The sequence below is a fragment of the Treponema sp. UBA7567 genome (assembly GCF_002476655.1).
GTDB lineage: Bacteria > Spirochaetota > Spirochaetia > Treponematales > Treponemataceae > Treponema_D.
Genome location: NZ_DLLH01000013.1, coordinates 91,569 through 107,466 on the forward strand (window position 1 = coordinate 91,569; position 15,898 = coordinate 107,466).

Here is a 15,898-nt window from a genome sequence, read left to right on the forward strand (position 1 = left end):
AAAACTCGAATTTCAGGCTAATTAAAAAAAATGGCGGTTTTTCTGTAAAAAGACAAGCCGCTGTTTTTTTAAAAGCAAATCCTAGCCCGTGCCGAAACAGCGCGAAGCGTCCGCCGCGGCGGATGAAGCGAAAGCGGAACTGCGGAGCGGACGGTTAGAGCGAAAAATATGCTCCAGAATTTCATTTTTCTTTTATTAGTTATAAAATATTTTTATGGTAACATCTTCTCTTAAACGTTTTGTGCATCCGGATTTATTGCATGGAAGTATTTTTAAGGCAATTGTGCTTTTTACGCTGCCTCTTTTTGTTTCGTATATTTTTCAGCAGCTTTATAATGCGGCGGACACGGTTATTATCGGGCGGCTTTTGGACGACAGCGCGCTTGTCAGCATTGGAGCATGCACGGCCCTCTACGAACTTTTGGTCGGTTTTGGAATTGGCTTTGGAAACGGTCTGAGCATTGTCGCGGCAAAAGCTTTTGGGGCAGGGGAAAGTGAAAAATTAAAAAAAATTACGGCGGCTTCGATTGTAATTACAATTTTTGTTGCCGTTTTTATTATGGTTTTGACGGCTTTTGGTCTAAAACCAATTATGGTTCTGCTAAAAACGCCGGCCGACCGTCTGAACGAGGCATATTCTTATATTTCGGTGATTACGCAGTTTTGCGGAGTTCTGTTTGCATACAATCTTTTTGCAGGAATGTTGCGCGCAATCGGAAATTCTTTTGTTCCGCTCTTGTTTTTGATTTTTTCTTCGGTTTTGAATGTAATTCTGGATTTTGCGTTTATAAAGGCGACAGGCTCAATCCGAGGAGCTGCAATTGCGACGGTGATTGCGCAGTTTGTGTCGGGATTGCTCTGTCTTATCTACATTTTCTGCGCGGCAAAAATTCTTGTTCCGTCTTTTAAGCATTTTTCGTTCGACAGTTCGCTTTACAAAGACCTGATAGGGCAGGGACTTTCCATGGCATTTATGGGAGCAATCGTCCATTCGGGAACTGTAATCCTTCAAAGCGCCATTAACTCGCTCGACCAGATGATAATTGCCGGCCACCTTTGCGCCAGAAAAATTTTTACTCTCACAAACATTCCAATCATTACGCTTGGACTTGCCGCTTCGACCTTTGTTTCGCAGAATTGCGGAGCCGGACAAATTGAGAGAATCCGAAAAGGCGTAAGAATTTCGATTTTTATAACAATAGTCTGGACATTTTTGCTTTTTTTGCCGGCGTGGTTTTTAATAGAAGATTTAATCAAATTTATTACAAATTCAGCAAACCCAATTCTCCTTGATTACGCAAAAAAATACATTCTGTTTACTCTGCCTTTTTACCTTGTTTTGGGCGGACTTATCGTAATCCGGAATGCATTGCAAGGTTTTGGACAAAAAATTCTGCCTTTAATTTCAAGCATAATTGAACTTGCAGGCAAAATTACATTCACCTGCCTTATAATTCCAAAGCTCGGAAAATGGGGAGTTATTCTGTGCGAACCGCTGATTTGGTGTGTAATGCTCGTGCAGCTTTTGACAGTTTATGTGCGGCTTATCAGAGGCAATTCGTGCACGCCGTCGCCAGAGCCACAGGCAAAAAATCCTGCCGAATAACCAATTTTTTGAATATAAGCCTTTTGGACATTTTCGATAAAAGAATCGATTTTTTGTTTTTGAACCAAGGCAATTGCGCAGCCGCCAAAACCAGCTCCAGTCATTCTTGCGCCCAGACAGCCGTCCTGGTTCCAGGCGGTTTCTGCAAGAGTGTCGAGTTCAATTCCAGTAACTTCGTATTTTGAGCGGAGCGACTCGTGGCTTTCGTTCAAAAGCTGGCCGAGAGCCTTTAAATCTCCGTTTTTTAAGGCGGCGGCCGCCTTTAAGACACGCTGATTTTCAAAAACACAATGCTCCGCCCTTTTTTGCAAAACTTCGTCTTTTATGAGCGATTTATTTTTTTTCCAGTCTTCTGCCGAAAGTTCGCAAAGCGCATTGATTTTAATTCCGGCAGATTGCAAAATTTTTAAGCCCTGTTCACATTCTGCACGGCGTTCGTTGTATTTTGAATCCGAAAGTTTCCGCACCTTGTTCGTATTCATTACAATAAAACAGCAGCCGCCGAGCTCAAGCGGAACATATTCATATTCGAGGGTTGCGCAATCCAGAATTTCAGCAAAATTCTTTTTTCCGGTTGCAATAATGAACTGATCCATAATACCGCACTTTGTGTTCATAAAACGGTGCTCGCTCATCTGCCCGATTTTTGCAATTTCTGTCCTGCTCACGTCAAAACCAAAAGTTTCGCAAACTGCAAAGGCAAAACCACATTCCAAAGCCGAAGAAGAAGAAATTCCGCCGCCAGCAGGAATATTCGACGCCATTAAAATTTCAAAACCGCAGTCAAAAACAAAGCCTTTTTCTTTTAACTGAGTCAAAATTCCATTCAAATAATTCGCATAATCGTTCTCTTTTGAATAAGCAAAATTTTCATTTATATCAAACTCAAAACTGAGCGGAAATTTTACGTCTTTATAAAAAATTTTCGAATCGCTTCGTTTTCTGATTGCCACGTACAAATAACGGTTAATGCATGCAGGAAAAACCTTGCCGCCGTTGTAGTCGATATGCTCGCCAATAATGTTTATTCTAGCCGGAGAAGCAAAAATCCGCACAGAGCCCTTCTCGCCGCCGTAAATTTCCATAAAATCATTCAAAAGTTCTTCCGGTGAATATTCTTTTTTTGTAAGTGAATTTTCCATTTTGTCCTCCAGACCAAAAATTCAATATCCGGGTGGCTTTTTGTTCCGCTAAGCTGCACAAAAACCGGGCTTTTCGGGGTTCCGGCTTTCGCCTTCATTCCTCCGCAAAGCTCCGGAACGGCTCCGCCGCCCCTACAATCCCTGCCACAAAATAGCAGGCCGTGCGCTTTTAACATTTTTCTGTCAAAAATTCATAAATTGTCTTTTGATAGTATTCTTCGCCAGAGCGCAAAATGCAATCTGGAAAATTTTTATGGTTCATGCAGTCCGGAAAACGCTGGGCTTCAAAGCAAAGTCCGTCAAAAGGCTTTTGCAAAACTCCGTTTTTTCCCGTAAAGTTTTCAAGATAATTTCCGGTATAAAACTGAATTCCGCGCTGGTTTGTATAAATGTTCATTTTTATGCCAGATTTTTCAGATTTGCACCAGCCGGCTTTTTCCACATTTTTTTCGTCCGCTTTTGTAACAAAACAGTGGTCATAACCGCGCATTCCCGTGATTTTTTGCAATTTTTCTAAATCTTTTCCTACGAGTTTTGGCTCCAAAAAATTGAACACAGAATTTTCCTTTTTTTGAACATCCAAAAATTCTCCCGTAGGAATCATTTCGTCAACTTTTAAAATCTGCTGACAATCCAGACAGACAGTGTGATTTAAGATATTTTCTCCTTTGCAGCCGTTCAAATTAAAATATGCATGGTTTGTTAAATTTATTGGAGTCGGCTTGTCTGTTTTTGCAAAATATTCGAGAACAAGCTGATTTTTTGAATTTAATGAATAAATAACTTTTAACTCGAGATTTCCAGGAAACTTCTGCTCGCCGTCGCGGCTCAATCTTGTAAAAACAATTCCGGCGCTGCCGTCCGTCAAAAAGGGTTCGGCCTGCCAGATTTGCTTTTCGTAACGAAAAAATCCGCCGTGCAGACAGTTTTTGCCGTTATTTACGTCCAAAACATAATTTTTTCCATCAAGAAAAAATTTTCCGCCGGCAATTCTGTTTGCAAACCGGCCGACAATTGCATTGTGCGCCTGAGTTCCATTTTTCCACCCAGAAAAAGTATCAAAACCTAAAAGAACATCGGTTTGCGCGCCGTTTTTATCTGGAACAAAAAGATTTGTAATCGTGCAGCCAAAATTCATTGCAGAAAAACTAATCTGTCCGTTAGAAACAGTCCAGCCGTCAACATTTTCTTCTATATTAAAATGCAAAATGTCCATAATTTATATTCAAGCCGAAAACACGGTTTGTCAAGAAAGATAAAAAAATCCGCCTGCTAAAACTAAAAAACTTTTATGAACCGCAAATTTTAGCCCGTGCCGGAACAGCGCGAAGCGTCCGCCTTGGCGGATGAAGCGAAAGCGGAACTGTGGAGCGGACGGTTTGAAAAAGAAATTCGCTCCAAAACAAAAAATCTGGCTAAATTCTAATTTTTAAACATAATTCTGCACAAATGCCGGTCGAGCGTTTTCCAGGAAACTCCAAGTTCCCGTGCAAGAGAAGTTTTTGTGCGTCCCTGGAGAATTTCTTTTTTTATGTAATCGCTGCTTTGAGAAAGCTTGTAAATCGTTGATTTTTGGCCTTTTTTGCGGCCAATGTGCTTGCCTTCCCGTCGAACCCGGTTTAGCCCGACTTTTGTGCGCTCAGAAATAAGCTGCCGTTCAATTTCCGCCGAAAGTCCGAACGCAAATGCCAAAACTTTTGACTGAATGTCGTTACCGAGCCTGTAACCGTCTTTAATTGTCCAGACTTTTACACCGTTTTCTAAAAAATGCTGCAAAACGTTCATAATCATAATGAGAGAGCGGCCAAAACGTGAAATTTCCGTGCAGATTATAAGGTCGCCCGAATGAGCCGAGCTCATAAGAATTTTGCCAAGTTTGCGGTTTTCTGGCCGCTTAGTTCCGCTGATTTTTTCTTCAATCCAAGAATCAATTTTTAGACCGTTAAGCTGGCAGAATTTTTCAATTTCCATCTGCTGATTTTCCAAATTCTGGTGGCTGGTCGAAACCCGAATGTAACCGTAAGTCATTTAATATCTCCAAAAAGTAAAATTTAAAGAATATAGTAGCACACCGCAATGTTTGAATAACAAACCCGTTTAGCAATTTACTGGAAATTTTCAACGGATTATCGGGTCAAGCCCGATAATGACAAATCTGTCATTCCCAGCTTTTCGTTTTCTGTCATTCCCAGCATTTCGTTTTCTGTCATTCCCAGCTTTTCGTTTTCTGTCATTCCCAGCATTCCTTTTTCTGTCATTCCCGCACTTGATGCGGGAATCTCTTCACATGGGATTATCGTGTCCGATAATAACATTAACTTACAAAACTCGAAATTGAACCTATAAAAATATAGCCGCAAAAAAGTCAAGCCCCCAAAAAACGCAAAAAAAACACCAAAACCCTATTAAAAAAAACCGTTGGTTTAAATTCCCTGAAAAAATAGGAGGATTTTTTATTATGAAAAAAATCGTAGCCGCAGCTGCTGCAGGTTTGATTCTTGCAGGAACTGCATTTGCCGACGTTTCATTTTCTTGGACAAGAACAAATATCGTTGGCGGAACATCTAAGGCATTAGACAGCGTAGAACGCTCAGATTGTCTTGGTCTTGAACTTTCTAACGATATTGCCGGTGTTGTTTTTGACTGGGATATTTATGAAGATTCTAAAGAGAACTCTGACGGCGAAAAAATCAACAGCAGACTCAAACTTGATTCATATTATGGCTGGATGACTTTTGGCCTTCCAGTTGGAAATTTGCAGGTAACTTCTGGAAAATGGAATGCACGCTACAGCGACCGCGTAAAGAGCGATGCTGGCGATCTCGACTCAGACTATTACGAGGCATATAAGCTCGGTGTAATCGGCGGAAAACTGGCTTCTGACTCAGACAACCTTACAGAAGGCAATATGTCTACAGTTCTTGCTTACACTCTTGCGGACACACTCCCGGGAACTCTTCTCGTAAAAGCAGGTATCGTAAAATCTGATTATGGCAAATATGACTCACAGTCAGGATTTGTCGCAGAAGTTGGGTACCGCCAGGAAGGCCTTATCAACATCGATGTTGCAATTAAAAACCCTGTTGACAAAGCAACTATCATCGGCGCTTTTGTAAGCCCTCTTATGGTAGAAAACCTCAGAGCTACAGTCGGCTTTACAATGGGCAACTATGACGGCGACAAGGAATTTGCATTTGACGCGCGCGCCCGCTATGCAGTTACAGAAAAAACTGCCGTAACAGGTATGTTCAACTATTCTTCAATTTCTAAAGAGCTTGCAGGAACAAGCGACGATGTAAACAAAATGTGGACAATGATTTCTGTAAACCACGTTGCAGGAGACAATATCCGCTTCCTCGCCACATTGCAGAACACAGTCCGCGACTTCGATGATGACAACAATGGCAACAACCTTACAGCATTCACACCGGCCTGCGAGATCCAGATTTCTGAAAAAGCATTGTTTACTGCTGCGTTCGACATGCGCTGGGACGGCGAGACTCCTTACGCAGGTGTAGGCGATGTTTCATTGCCAATCTATGTAACTCTTTCTCTGTAACAGACGGAAAGGAACTTGCTTAGATAAAAATTCTTGGAGGAATTAAATGAAAAAGATAATTAGCGCACTTACTTTAGGTGCAATGGTTGCAGGAGCCGCATTTGCAGATGTTGGAGTTACTCTCAACTACAGACAGCGTGCAACACTCCTCTCTCATAACAATGAATATGGTAAAACAGACGAAGCATCAAAAATCTTGTTTACAGATGCATATTCTGGATCGGGTACAGACAACCTCGGAATTAGTCTTGGCGGAGACATCGCTTCTTTCGCAATTACAGTTGTAGGCAATGAAAATAATACTTCACAACTCCGCACAAAGACACTCGGAGCTGACCTGCAGCTCGGCAAGGTTGGCCTTTTTGCCGGCTTCTGGTCAGACGGAAAAGTAAAGGGCGCATACCGCAACAAGTCAGATCTTGACGCTGGAAACATGGAAGGCATGGACTTCGAGTTCAAGAAGCTTGGCTCTGCTTACGCAGGTTCTCCGTCATTCTTCGTGGACAACATTGTAATGCCTGTAAATGTAACAGCCTCAGAAAGCTATGCAATCGGCGCTAAATACAATATCCGCAACTTCAAGGCTTGCAAGCTCGAGGTAAACGGTGTTTATATTTCCAACGAAACATCTGACGAAAAGGGTCCTCAGTCTAGTAAAGTTCTTGCATCAGACGGAAGTCTTCAGGGACACTCTCTTGTAGGTCTTGTTGAGGCAAACACTAACTATGGCTCAGGCGAATTCGTATTCAAATACGGACAGAGCGCATATCAGAATAGCGACAAGAAATACGCTGACGCAATGGCATTCGGCGCTTACTTGCAGCCAAAAATCATGGACAACCTTACAGCAACAATCGGCGGCGCTGGTTCTGTTGTAGATGGAGACTTCACAGACTGGTCTGCAGACCTCCGTTTGTACTACAAGGCAGGAGCTCTTTCTTTCACATCTTTCCACAGCTACTCTGCTATCATTGATGCAGAAGAAAATGCTGCTAAACTCAATGGAAACGGAAATAAGACAACAAAAGGTATCGCAGATTCTGCTGCTGTAACAAATGGTAAACATGGTGGTACACCAGTTAGCCGTGATTCAGTTCTTACAAACAACTTGATGGTTCGCTACAAGGTTAACAGCAAATTTGCAGTATACGGTGTAGTTGCAGACATGATCGGTCTTGGCGAAAACGGCGGTAAAGATCTTCCAGACAAAGACGGAAAAGCAACAACAGACCCGCTTATCCAGCTCCGCGCTTCTGCATGGGCACAGTTCTATGCCGGCGGAAACTCAATCTCTGTAGGTGTTGTATACGAAAACTACGACGTAGCAGAGACATACGGCGACTCAGTACAGAACATTGCTATCCCAATGATCTTCCGTGTTAAGATGTAATTTGGCATAGCCAAAAAACAGTTCCAAGTGAACAAAGGGGATGTCTAATAAGTTCTAAATGTCATTGTCGTACTTGATACGACAATCTCTAAATGATTGCAATATATGCATTTAGATTTTCGGGTCAAGCCCGAAAATGACAGAAAAGATACTTTTGGGACATCCCCTTTTTATGCAGAAAACAGCCCATTTTTTACGGCTTATGAGTTGAAAAAGAAGAGGCAATCGTAAAAACTTGATTTAAACTTGTTTTAGCTTATCAACCTGAGAAAGCTCCAGCCCGGTGCACTTAGCTACAATTTCTGCCGGGATATTGTTTTCGAGCATTTTTTTGGCAGTTTCGAGTTTTGATTCGTTAAGTTTTTCGTTTATTTTTTCATTAACTTTTTCGTTTGTCCGAGCTTCGACCTGCAGCTTAATCTCCTGTTCGATTGTCATATATCTGTGCCTCCACTGGGCGTTCATTTTTACACGCTCCACCAGCGCGGAAAGCCTGTCTGTAAAATCGTCTTTTGCTGTTTTTCCGCAAAGGTACCTAAAAAATGAATGGTTAAAATAAAACGCAAAAATAGCGCATTTTATTTTAACTGACAGTTTTCTTTGAAAACTGCCTTGATTAAAGTGTCCACTACGTGGACGGAATTGCATTCCTTGAAAACTGAAGTTTTCTGCGTCATGCAATTTTTAAGAACAAACTCTCCGGCCGCATTTTATCATACATGGCCGCATTGAAAAAGATGTTGACCGTCCCGTCGTCCATAAGTATGTTTTTGTCCTCCTCCGCTCTGTAGCGGAACGTGTAGACCNNCGAAGGCGTCCCCAAGGCACATGAATGACAGGATGTGCAAGTAAGGGAATGGCAGAAAAATTATATTTTTAGGACAGCCCTCTTCAAAAAGTTACATATATTTTACGATAAACTGGTTTATTACAAGATCAATAATTTCTGGAAAAAGTTCGACAAGCGCGTCTTTGTCATAATTTGTTTTTGAAATTTCGATAAGCTGGCTAGAATCAGCGGTAAAAGTATCCATAATTTTTTGATGTCCTTTACAATCGTAAACATCGACATCCATTGTTACAGACGCTGTAATTTGGCCTTTTAGTTTAGAGCCTTCGGCAACCTTTTTATTAAAAGTAAATGTTACAAAAATTGTGCTTTTTGCGTTCAGTTCCCGCAACAAAAGCTTTGTTTTTTGAGAGCCCAATTCATCAATTTTTTTGTAATTATCGGCATAAACTTTTGTATCCGAAAATGTAAAAATTGACGGTGCAATTGCTTTATACTGCTTTGAATTGATTATTTTATCCTTAGGAACAACTGTAATTCCCATGTTTGTTTCTAAAAGATATGCAAATTGTTCATCTGCATAATTTATTCGGTCTTGAGCAGTCTGAATTTCTGGATTGTTTTTGCCAAAGATTTTATTTATTGAATTTGTAATCATTCCGTCCAAATCTTTATAATCGTCATCGCGTTCTTCTAGCCACGGAACATTTAAAGTTCCACGAACAGAAAGTATGGCAACTGGTTCATTTGCGCTGATTGCAAAATTATTTGAAATACAACTGGAAAGAAAAATAGTTGTAAATATCGCCAAAAAAACAATGTTTAATTTTTTCATCTTTAACTCCTGGTTTTTTAATTTTTTTATGGAGCGCAATGCACAGTCATATCCGTCCACTACGCAGTTCCGGCTTTCGCCTTCATTGGAGACAATGCAAACTCTTTTTTATATTTCAAACTACTCAAAAAAAATCATAAAATATTGCAAAAACATTAAATCTTAGCTCCAACGCTTTCAGCGCTGCTTCGGCACGGGCTAAGTTTTTTAGTCAAAACTGCTAATTTAAAACTCTTTTATTCCAAAAAATAATCCATAATAAATTTTGAAATCAAATTTTCTATCAACGCTGGAAATAAATCGACCAAAGCCTGCTGGTCATAGTTTTTTCCAGAAATTTCAATTTCTTCTGGCGAAAGAGAAGCATAACTTATCGGCCTTGATACCTTTCCGTCTGCTCCGATTATAAAAACTTTCATTTCTGCCAAGGCAGAAACTTTGCCATTCCATTTGTTCCCTTGAACAAGTTTTTTTTCAAAATTAAAATCAAAACGGAACATTCCTTTTAGGCCAAGTTCTTGCATTATGATACGAGCTTTTTTTCGGCCTATGCTTTGAATTTTTTGGTATCCGCTCAAAAATGCCCTGGAATCTATATAAGTAAAAATATTTGCAGTCTGTTCCGAATAAGCTTCTGAAGAAAGAAAATCTTCCCTGTTAATTATTTGAATATTTGCAATTTCTTGCATTTTTTCTCTAAAAATCTCATCTGCCTTTAATAGACGTTCTTCAGCAGTAAAATTTTCTGGATTTTTTTTATCAATCAGTTTATTTATTTGCTCAGAAAGCAAGCCGCCTTTTTTTATATTTTCATCTTTATTAAAGCCATCATCATGCCACTTTACAGAAAAATTAGACGACATGCTAAAAATTGCCATTGGAGATGTGTTTTTTGTTACTTTTTTTGTTGAACTGCAGCCTGTTATAAAACCTAACAACAAAATCAAAAGACAAAAAAAACGATTTTTTTTTAACATTTTTTTACCTGTTTTTTTACAAAAAAAAGGCTAACCAAAAAGTAAAACCGGCGGTAATCAAACCTGCAAAAGACTAAAAATATTCATTTTGCAGGTTTAATATTTACACGGATTAAACTTATTAGTCAGCCGTTTTATTCAATTTAATCAACAAAAATTGACTAAATTAGAAGCGGATACGCATAACAACTGGAACGAGAATTGATGTTGCAATTTCGTAGTTGTTATTGTCGCTGCTGTATTTAGAAACACGATCATTTCCATTCATTACCTGTGCTCCAAGACCGCTTACGCCGTAGCGAACGCCCATAGATACAGATGTTTTTCCGCCAGCAAAGAACTGAAGTCCTGGGCAAACAAATGCGTCGATTCCTTCCCATGCCGCATCGTCGTTGAGCATGTTGTTGAAGTAAACCATGTCTCCAGCTTCTGCTGTAAAGAATATCTTGTTGGAAATCTTGTAGCGCAATGCAATCATATTCCACATTACAGTGTTGTATTTCTGGCTATTTCCTGCTGCACCACGAATTTCCTTTACACCAATACATCCGATACCGTTGTCTCCGTCTTCTGCCCATGCGCCTACAACTTTGTTTACGTAATTTTTTGAAACACTATTGTTGTTTGTGATGTGGCTTAAGTTGTTGAAGAATGTTACAGAGTAGCCTTTTCCAGCATAGCGCATGCGGAGGTCAGCATTAGCTTCTGTTACGTTTGCTCCTTCAAATCCGAGTGTGCCGCCAAATACAGTTTTTAAAGCGCCTGTTCCCTGTGGCATAAAGTAAAGACCGAATGCACGTTTGTCGATGCTTGGAAGCTTTGCAATAAACTGAGTTCTCAAAGCCTTTGTTGTAACATCTGCCTTAAATCCAAAGCCGCTGTAAACAGTTTTTTCATCATCCCAGGTTTTTCCGCCAATGCCGATTGCAGAAGCATAGAGCTCTACAAAAGTCTTTTTAGGACCTACAGCGCCGCCCCATTTTACGTAAGCAGTTGTAGACTTGTCGCCGCCTGCAATGTTCGCAATGTCGTCGATTCCTAAAGAATTTGAGCTGGCAAACATGTTTCCGAGCTTGTATGCGGCAAATGTTTCGCCTCCAAGGTTGCATGCGTCTGCATCGCCTTTAAGCTGCCAGTCGCCTACATACTGTCCGTCTTTCCATGCGCCGGCATTCAATGTAAATTTTCCGATATTTACATATCCGCTGTACTGGTTAATCTGAAGCTGTTTGCCTTCTTTTGTTGAAGCAGGGAATGGGTCAATACGGATTGTTGCGCCACACATATCACCTGCTACTGTAGCAGAGATAGTGTCAGACGCGCCGCCGTAAGATTTCTGCGCAAAAAGATAAGACTTGTGCTTATTTGCTTTATAATCGATTTTTTCATTTTTTGTACCAGAATAATCGCCGCTCAAAATGCGAGAAAATCCTGTCATCTGCGTTCTGTAGTTGAGCGCAAATTCCGCGTCTGCAAAAGCTCCGAATGCGAGCGAAGCAAGAGCAATAACACTAATTATTTTTTTCATTTCTTTATTCCTCCATATTTCCTTTACGCTACACATTAGAGAGCAACGTGGAGAACGACTGGAATAGATATGCTTGATGTAGAAGGTTTTTTCCAACCTGTTGTTTCAAGAATAAGACCTGTTGTAATATCAGCTCCATCGCATGGGCTGTATGTAATTCCTGGAATTATACTTAAAGCACCGGCTTTTTCTACTGACAAATCTCTATAATACCATTCGCCTGTTACAGTCAATTTTGTTTTGTCTGACAATTTGTAAGCAACGCTCAACATATCCCAAAGTGCATAATCTTCATTTGCAGATGAAATATTGTTCATTGTTGTAAATGCAAGCTTGTCATTCAATTCATAACGAGCACGTACATCGAGCGCATACTCAAAACCGCTTTCTGTTTTTGCATTGCCAGCTGTAAATCCAGCAACCAAGTCAAGACCCTCTTTAAGGCCTGTTGATTCGCCAAATACAGCAAATGCGATCTCCTGGTCTTTAAGGTTTTTGAAGTAAACTTTTACGTTTGTGTCTTCGTTTATATTAAATCCACCTTCAAGAGCGAATCCAGACATAAGGCTTGATGTTGATGAGCCATAATACTCGCTTGAAACAATCGCAGCTTTTGCATAGCCGTTATCAAGACTATATGTAATCTGAGTAGAAAGATTGCCTTCTGTAAGGTTTGTTACATCTTCTGCAATGCTTCCGTTGATTACACCTGGTTTAAATTTTTCATATTCTGGATTTTCCCAAGAACCGGCATCTTTTTTCATACGGTTTACAGAACGGCTTGTCCAAACGCCTGACTGGAGCTTAGCTTTTCCGCCCATAAAATTTACCCAGCCATAATATTGGTCGAACATACCGTTGCTTGCGTTGTCTACATAATCACGGCCTACATCTTTAATGTATGGATCCAGATCGAATACAACGCCTGCAAATTCGTTAGAGATTTCTGTAACAACACAGCCTGTTACTTTTTTTGCGTCGTCATAACCGTTTACATCGAGTTTTACGCTGTTTCCGCCACGGTCGCTGCTCAAGTATCCAGCCTGTGTAAATTCAACACTTACGTCTGCAAAAGCCATAGAGAAGGCAAGTACCGCTGCTGCAGTTGAAATAATCTTTTTCATAATCTACTTTCCTCCTAATCCTACAAAGCTACGTCAAATACGAATGGAATTGAGAATTTAGCTTCTGTTTCGTGTGCATCTGTCCAATCGCTTGAAGCAAATACACCAGTTCTTTCGTATCTAACACCGGCAGAGAAAGATGCATTCGGGTTAAATTTGTAAACAACACCCGCTAAAACAGAAAGATCGGCGCCGCCGAGCTTATCACGTCCAACTGCATCGTCGTCTTCGATTTTCATAAACTGGCTCATGTAGCTTTCTCCTGTTACCTGAACAGTCAAAGCTTCAGAAACTTTGTATGCTACTGAAACCATGTTCCACATAGACATTGTAGAATTGTCTTTTCCGTTCTTTACCTTCTGGTCAACAACATTAGAAACATTGTTCATAGTTGTAAGAGCGAGAGCATCTGAAAGAGGAATGCGTGCACGGAGGTCGATGCCATAAGCGTAAGCATTTGTGTCAACAGCATCGCCATTGTCTTTAAGGTCGCCGGCATAAGTTACACCAACCATAAGATTAACAGGGTTGAGCATAAGCGGACGAACAAAAGCAGCAACAACAAGCTCGTTACGAACCATTGATTTTGCAAGAACGTTTATGTCGATTAAACCTTCCTGGCGGAAAGCAACTTCTCCAGCAAAGCCAGATTCAAAAATAAAGTCACGATTTCCATCGCTATAATTTTTGTCAGAATCAAACTGGCCTGCGCTGCCCCAGTTATTTGTTACGATTAAACCTTTAGCCATAAAATATGTTGAATCGTTCGGGCGGCTTGTATATGCAAGAGCTGTAGCAATCTGGTTTTTTCCTTTTACTGCAGTAAGATTGTCTACGTCATAAGCATTAACATCCTTAGCGCCTTCTCCATCATCTCCAGTTACAATACCTGGCTTAAATCGCTCAAAATCATCATTTGCCCAGCTACCAGCATCTTCTCTAACGCGGTTAACGTAGCGTCCTGACCATTTGCCTGTTGTAAGCTGAATTGGACCAAAGTTCATCCAGCCATATACCTGATCGAATTTAATTGTCTTATCGCGAGCATCAACATCAATGTCGAGTAAAACTCCACCAGCGTCTCCAGATGCAGACATAACTAAATCTGATGCAGAATCGCCATCATAGCCATCCTGATCAAGAAATGCTTTGCTATTAACTGTACTCTTTGTAGATCCGGCAGGTGTTGTAGATCTTTCTGTGTAAATACTTCCTTTTGTTACATATTCAACAGAAAAATCAGCCGCAGAAACTGCACCAAGAGTCAATGCTGCAATAGCCAACATTGAAACGATTTTTTTCATTTAAAAAATCCTCCTATTTTTCTATGGAATTTAAACCAACGGTTTTTTTTAATTCCCTTTGTCTCAAATTATAAATCCCTGTTTTTTTATAGTCAATGTTATTTTTTGTAAATTTTCTGTCAAATTTGTAACTTGAAAGACGAAAGTTTGTTATTTTCCTACTTTTTTAAGGAATTTTTCCAGAACAACGAACAATAGGGCTAACAAGTTCCAAATGACATTCCAGCGCGGCGGCTAAGCGCCATTGCCGTACTTTCTTTTTTTGTCATTCACGTGCTTGCCTTCTCCCGTCATTCCTGTGCTTGCTTCATTGTCATTCTCGCACTTGCCTTCTCCCGTCATTCTCGCACTTGATGCGGGAATCTCCTCACATGGGATTATCCGGTCAAGCCGGATAATGACAAAACAGATAGACTATCGGATCAAGCCGGATAATGACAGCAAAGATATTTATTTGGCATCTCAACCTGATTGTAGAGCCTGCCGCCCGGCATAATAAAAAAGCGCCCTGTTTACCGCAACTGTAAAACCAAGGCGCCTTAAAAATTTTTTATTTTTTTAGCTTATCAACCTGAGAAAGCTCCAGCCCGGTGCACTTAGCTATAATTTCTGCCGGGATATTGTTTTCGAGCATTTTTTTGGCAGTTTCGAGAGTCTTTTCGTTAGCAATGTCTTGTGCCATATTTTTTGCTATACCTTGAGCCATATTCTGAGCAATATCGTTAGCCATGTTTCGTGCCATGTCTTGTGCCATGTCTTTTGCCAAATTTCTTGCCTGCAGCTTAATCTCCTGTTCGATTGTCATATATCTGTGCCTCCACTGGGCATTCATTTTTACACGCTCCACCAATGCGGAAAGCCTGTCTGTAAAATCGTCTTTTGCTGTTTTTCCGCAAAGGTACTTAAAAAATGAACGCAACCCTTCCGAGCGCATTTTATCATACATGGCCGCGTTGAAAAAGATGTTGACCGTCCCGTCGTCCATAAGTATGTTTTTGTCCTCCTCCGCCCTGTAGCGGAACGTGTAGACCGGAAGCCTGCGGCCGAAGGCGTCCCCAAGGCACAGGAAAATCACGTAGCTGTCCTTCAGCGCGCTGTATTCCCGCCCGAACTGTATGCTGTCCACGTCCATCAAGCCCTGGTAGTATCTTGCGCGCTTTGCGAGCCCGGTGTAGCCGCTTGCCAACTTTTGACATATTTTGAGAAAAAAAAGCTGTTTTTTTGATAGTTTTTTCAGGTTCTCTGGCTATATAGCCCGAATGCCGAGTTTTGATGAGAACAGTAATTTAAGTGTCATTCCTGTGCTAACAAGGCTGTCATTGCCGTGCTTGACACGGCAATCTATCCAATGGATTATCCGGTCAAGCCCGATAATGACAAAACAGGTAGATTATCCGGTCAAGCCCGATAATGACATTAAATTATAAAACTCGACATTTGGGCTAATTATATTCGCAGGCGGCTGTCAGTTTTTTGATTATAGCAATGCTGCTTCCTCTTCTAGCAGGAAGCCCTTTCCAGCTCTAGCCGGAATTACATTCCTGTTCTAACAGGAAGCGCTTTCCGCTTGGAACAGGAAGGCTCTTTTTGCTCTAAATTGTTTTAATAGCAGGTCAAATGTTGAGTTTTAGGATTTCTTGAAA

14 protein-coding genes are annotated in these 15,898 nt (G+C 40.7%); 3 read left to right on the forward strand and 11 right to left on the reverse strand.

The window, feature by feature from the left end; genetic code table 11:
- Positions 1-214 precede the first annotated feature (214 nt).
- Positions 215-1,606 carry an MATE family efflux transporter gene (locus B3Y13_RS01240; protein WP_296666870.1) on the forward strand — a complete coding sequence of 464 codons (1,392 nt, stop codon included), beginning with the start codon at positions 215-217 and terminating at the stop codon, positions 1,604-1,606.
- Here the strand turns inward: B3Y13_RS01240 and B3Y13_RS01245 are convergent.
- From B3Y13_RS01245 to B3Y13_RS01260, 4 genes are all read right to left on the reverse strand, one after another.
- Complete coding sequence (locus B3Y13_RS01245; RefSeq protein WP_296692170.1) at positions 1,534-2,748, reverse strand: galactokinase; 1,215 nt, start codon at positions 2,746-2,748, stop codon at positions 1,534-1,536. The two genes, B3Y13_RS01240 and B3Y13_RS01245, sit on opposite strands and share 73 nt — an antisense overlap.
- A 169-nt stretch (positions 2,749-2,917) precedes the next feature.
- Positions 2,918-3,964 carry an aldose epimerase family protein gene (locus B3Y13_RS01250; protein ID WP_296666873.1) on the reverse strand — a complete coding sequence of 349 codons (1,047 nt, stop codon included), beginning with the start codon at positions 3,962-3,964 and terminating at the stop codon, positions 2,918-2,920.
- 206 nt (positions 3,965-4,170) lie between these two features.
- Positions 4,171-4,776, reverse strand: a complete 606-nt coding sequence (locus B3Y13_RS01255) for a recombinase family protein (protein ID WP_296666876.1) — start codon at positions 4,774-4,776, stop codon at positions 4,171-4,173.
- A gap of 98 nt (positions 4,777-4,874) precedes the next feature.
- Entirely contained in the window at positions 4,875-5,006 is a 132-nt protein-coding gene (locus tag B3Y13_RS01260; RefSeq protein WP_296692173.1) for a hypothetical protein, read from the reverse strand.
- Positions 5,007-5,206: 200 nt separating this feature from the next.
- Between B3Y13_RS01260 and B3Y13_RS01265 the strand changes: the two genes are divergently transcribed.
- Both B3Y13_RS01265 and B3Y13_RS01270 read left to right on the forward strand, forming a co-directional pair.
- Positions 5,207-6,307: a hypothetical protein gene (locus tag B3Y13_RS01265; RefSeq protein WP_296692176.1), complete on the forward strand. Its 1,101-nt coding sequence runs from the start codon at positions 5,207-5,209 to the stop codon at positions 6,305-6,307.
- Between the two features lie 46 nt (positions 6,308-6,353).
- On the forward strand, positions 6,354-7,697 hold the full coding sequence (locus B3Y13_RS01270) for a hypothetical protein (RefSeq protein ID WP_296692179.1): 1,344 nt from the start codon (positions 6,354-6,356) through the stop codon (positions 7,695-7,697).
- A gap of 240 nt (positions 7,698-7,937) precedes the next feature.
- On the opposite strand, the gene B3Y13_RS01275 is transcribed toward B3Y13_RS01270, so the two are convergent.
- The 7 genes from B3Y13_RS01275 to B3Y13_RS01305 form a co-directional block, all read right to left on the reverse strand.
- Positions 7,938-8,162, reverse strand: a complete 225-nt coding sequence (locus tag B3Y13_RS01275) for a hypothetical protein (protein WP_296692180.1) — start codon at positions 8,160-8,162, stop codon at positions 7,938-7,940.
- 434 nt (positions 8,163-8,596) lie between these two features.
- Complete coding sequence (locus tag B3Y13_RS01280; protein WP_296016438.1) at positions 8,597-9,322, reverse strand: hypothetical protein; 726 nt, start codon at positions 9,320-9,322, stop codon at positions 8,597-8,599.
- A gap of 236 nt (positions 9,323-9,558) precedes the next feature.
- Positions 9,559-10,299: a hypothetical protein gene (locus B3Y13_RS01285; protein WP_296666887.1), complete on the reverse strand. Its 741-nt coding sequence runs from the start codon at positions 10,297-10,299 to the stop codon at positions 9,559-9,561.
- Between the two features lie 166 nt (positions 10,300-10,465).
- The gene (locus B3Y13_RS01290) at positions 10,466-11,827 is read right to left on the reverse strand and encodes a hypothetical protein (RefSeq protein WP_296666885.1); all 1,362 of its coding nucleotides are present in this window, start codon (positions 11,825-11,827) and stop codon (positions 10,466-10,468) included.
- Between the two features lie 35 nt (positions 11,828-11,862).
- Positions 11,863-12,951 carry a hypothetical protein gene (locus tag B3Y13_RS01295; RefSeq protein WP_296692182.1) on the reverse strand — a complete coding sequence of 363 codons (1,089 nt, stop codon included), beginning with the start codon at positions 12,949-12,951 and terminating at the stop codon, positions 11,863-11,865.
- 20 nt (positions 12,952-12,971) lie between these two features.
- Complete coding sequence (locus B3Y13_RS01300; RefSeq protein ID WP_296692185.1) at positions 12,972-14,255, reverse strand: opacity family porin; 1,284 nt, start codon at positions 14,253-14,255, stop codon at positions 12,972-12,974.
- 550 nt (positions 14,256-14,805) lie between these two features.
- Entirely contained in the window at positions 14,806-15,441 is a 636-nt protein-coding gene (locus B3Y13_RS01305; RefSeq protein WP_296692186.1) for a hypothetical protein, read from the reverse strand.
- Between the last annotated feature and the right edge of the window lie 457 nt (positions 15,442-15,898).

Excerpts from the sequence above, each read along its gene's own strand:
- B3Y13_RS01240 (WP_296666870.1), top strand. The coding sequence starts at position 215 with ATGGTAACATCTTCTCTTAAACGTTTTGTGCATCCGGATTTATTGCAT.
- B3Y13_RS01245 (WP_296692170.1), bottom strand. The coding sequence starts at position 2,748 with ATGGAAAATTCACTTACAAAAAAAGAATATTCACCGGAAGAACTTTTG.
- B3Y13_RS01250 (WP_296666873.1), bottom strand. The coding sequence starts at position 3,964 with ATGGACATTTTGCATTTTAATATAGAAGAAAATGTTGACGGCTGGACT.
- B3Y13_RS01255 (WP_296666876.1), bottom strand. The coding sequence starts at position 4,776 with ATGACTTACGGTTACATTCGGGTTTCGACCAGCCACCAGAATTTGGAA.
- B3Y13_RS01260 (WP_296692173.1), bottom strand. The coding sequence starts at position 5,006 with ATGACAGAAAAAGGAATGCTGGGAATGACAGAAAACGAAAAGCTGGGA.
- B3Y13_RS01265 (WP_296692176.1), top strand. The coding sequence starts at position 5,207 with ATGAAAAAAATCGTAGCCGCAGCTGCTGCAGGTTTGATTCTTGCAGGA.
- B3Y13_RS01270 (WP_296692179.1), top strand. The coding sequence starts at position 6,354 with ATGAAAAAGATAATTAGCGCACTTACTTTAGGTGCAATGGTTGCAGGA.
- B3Y13_RS01275 (WP_296692180.1), bottom strand. The coding sequence starts at position 8,162 with ATGAACGCCCAGTGGAGGCACAGATATATGACAATCGAACAGGAGATT.
- B3Y13_RS01280 (WP_296016438.1), bottom strand. The coding sequence starts at position 9,322 with ATGAAAAAATTAAACATTGTTTTTTTGGCGATATTTACAACTATTTTT.
- B3Y13_RS01285 (WP_296666887.1), bottom strand. The coding sequence starts at position 10,299 with ATGTTAAAAAAAAATCGTTTTTTTTGTCTTTTGATTTTGTTGTTAGGT.
- B3Y13_RS01290 (WP_296666885.1), bottom strand. The coding sequence starts at position 11,827 with ATGAAAAAAATAATTAGTGTTATTGCTCTTGCTTCGCTCGCATTCGGA.
- B3Y13_RS01295 (WP_296692182.1), bottom strand. The coding sequence starts at position 12,951 with ATGAAAAAGATTATTTCAACTGCAGCAGCGGTACTTGCCTTCTCTATG.
- B3Y13_RS01300 (WP_296692185.1), bottom strand. The coding sequence starts at position 14,255 with ATGAAAAAAATCGTTTCAATGTTGGCTATTGCAGCATTGACTCTTGGT.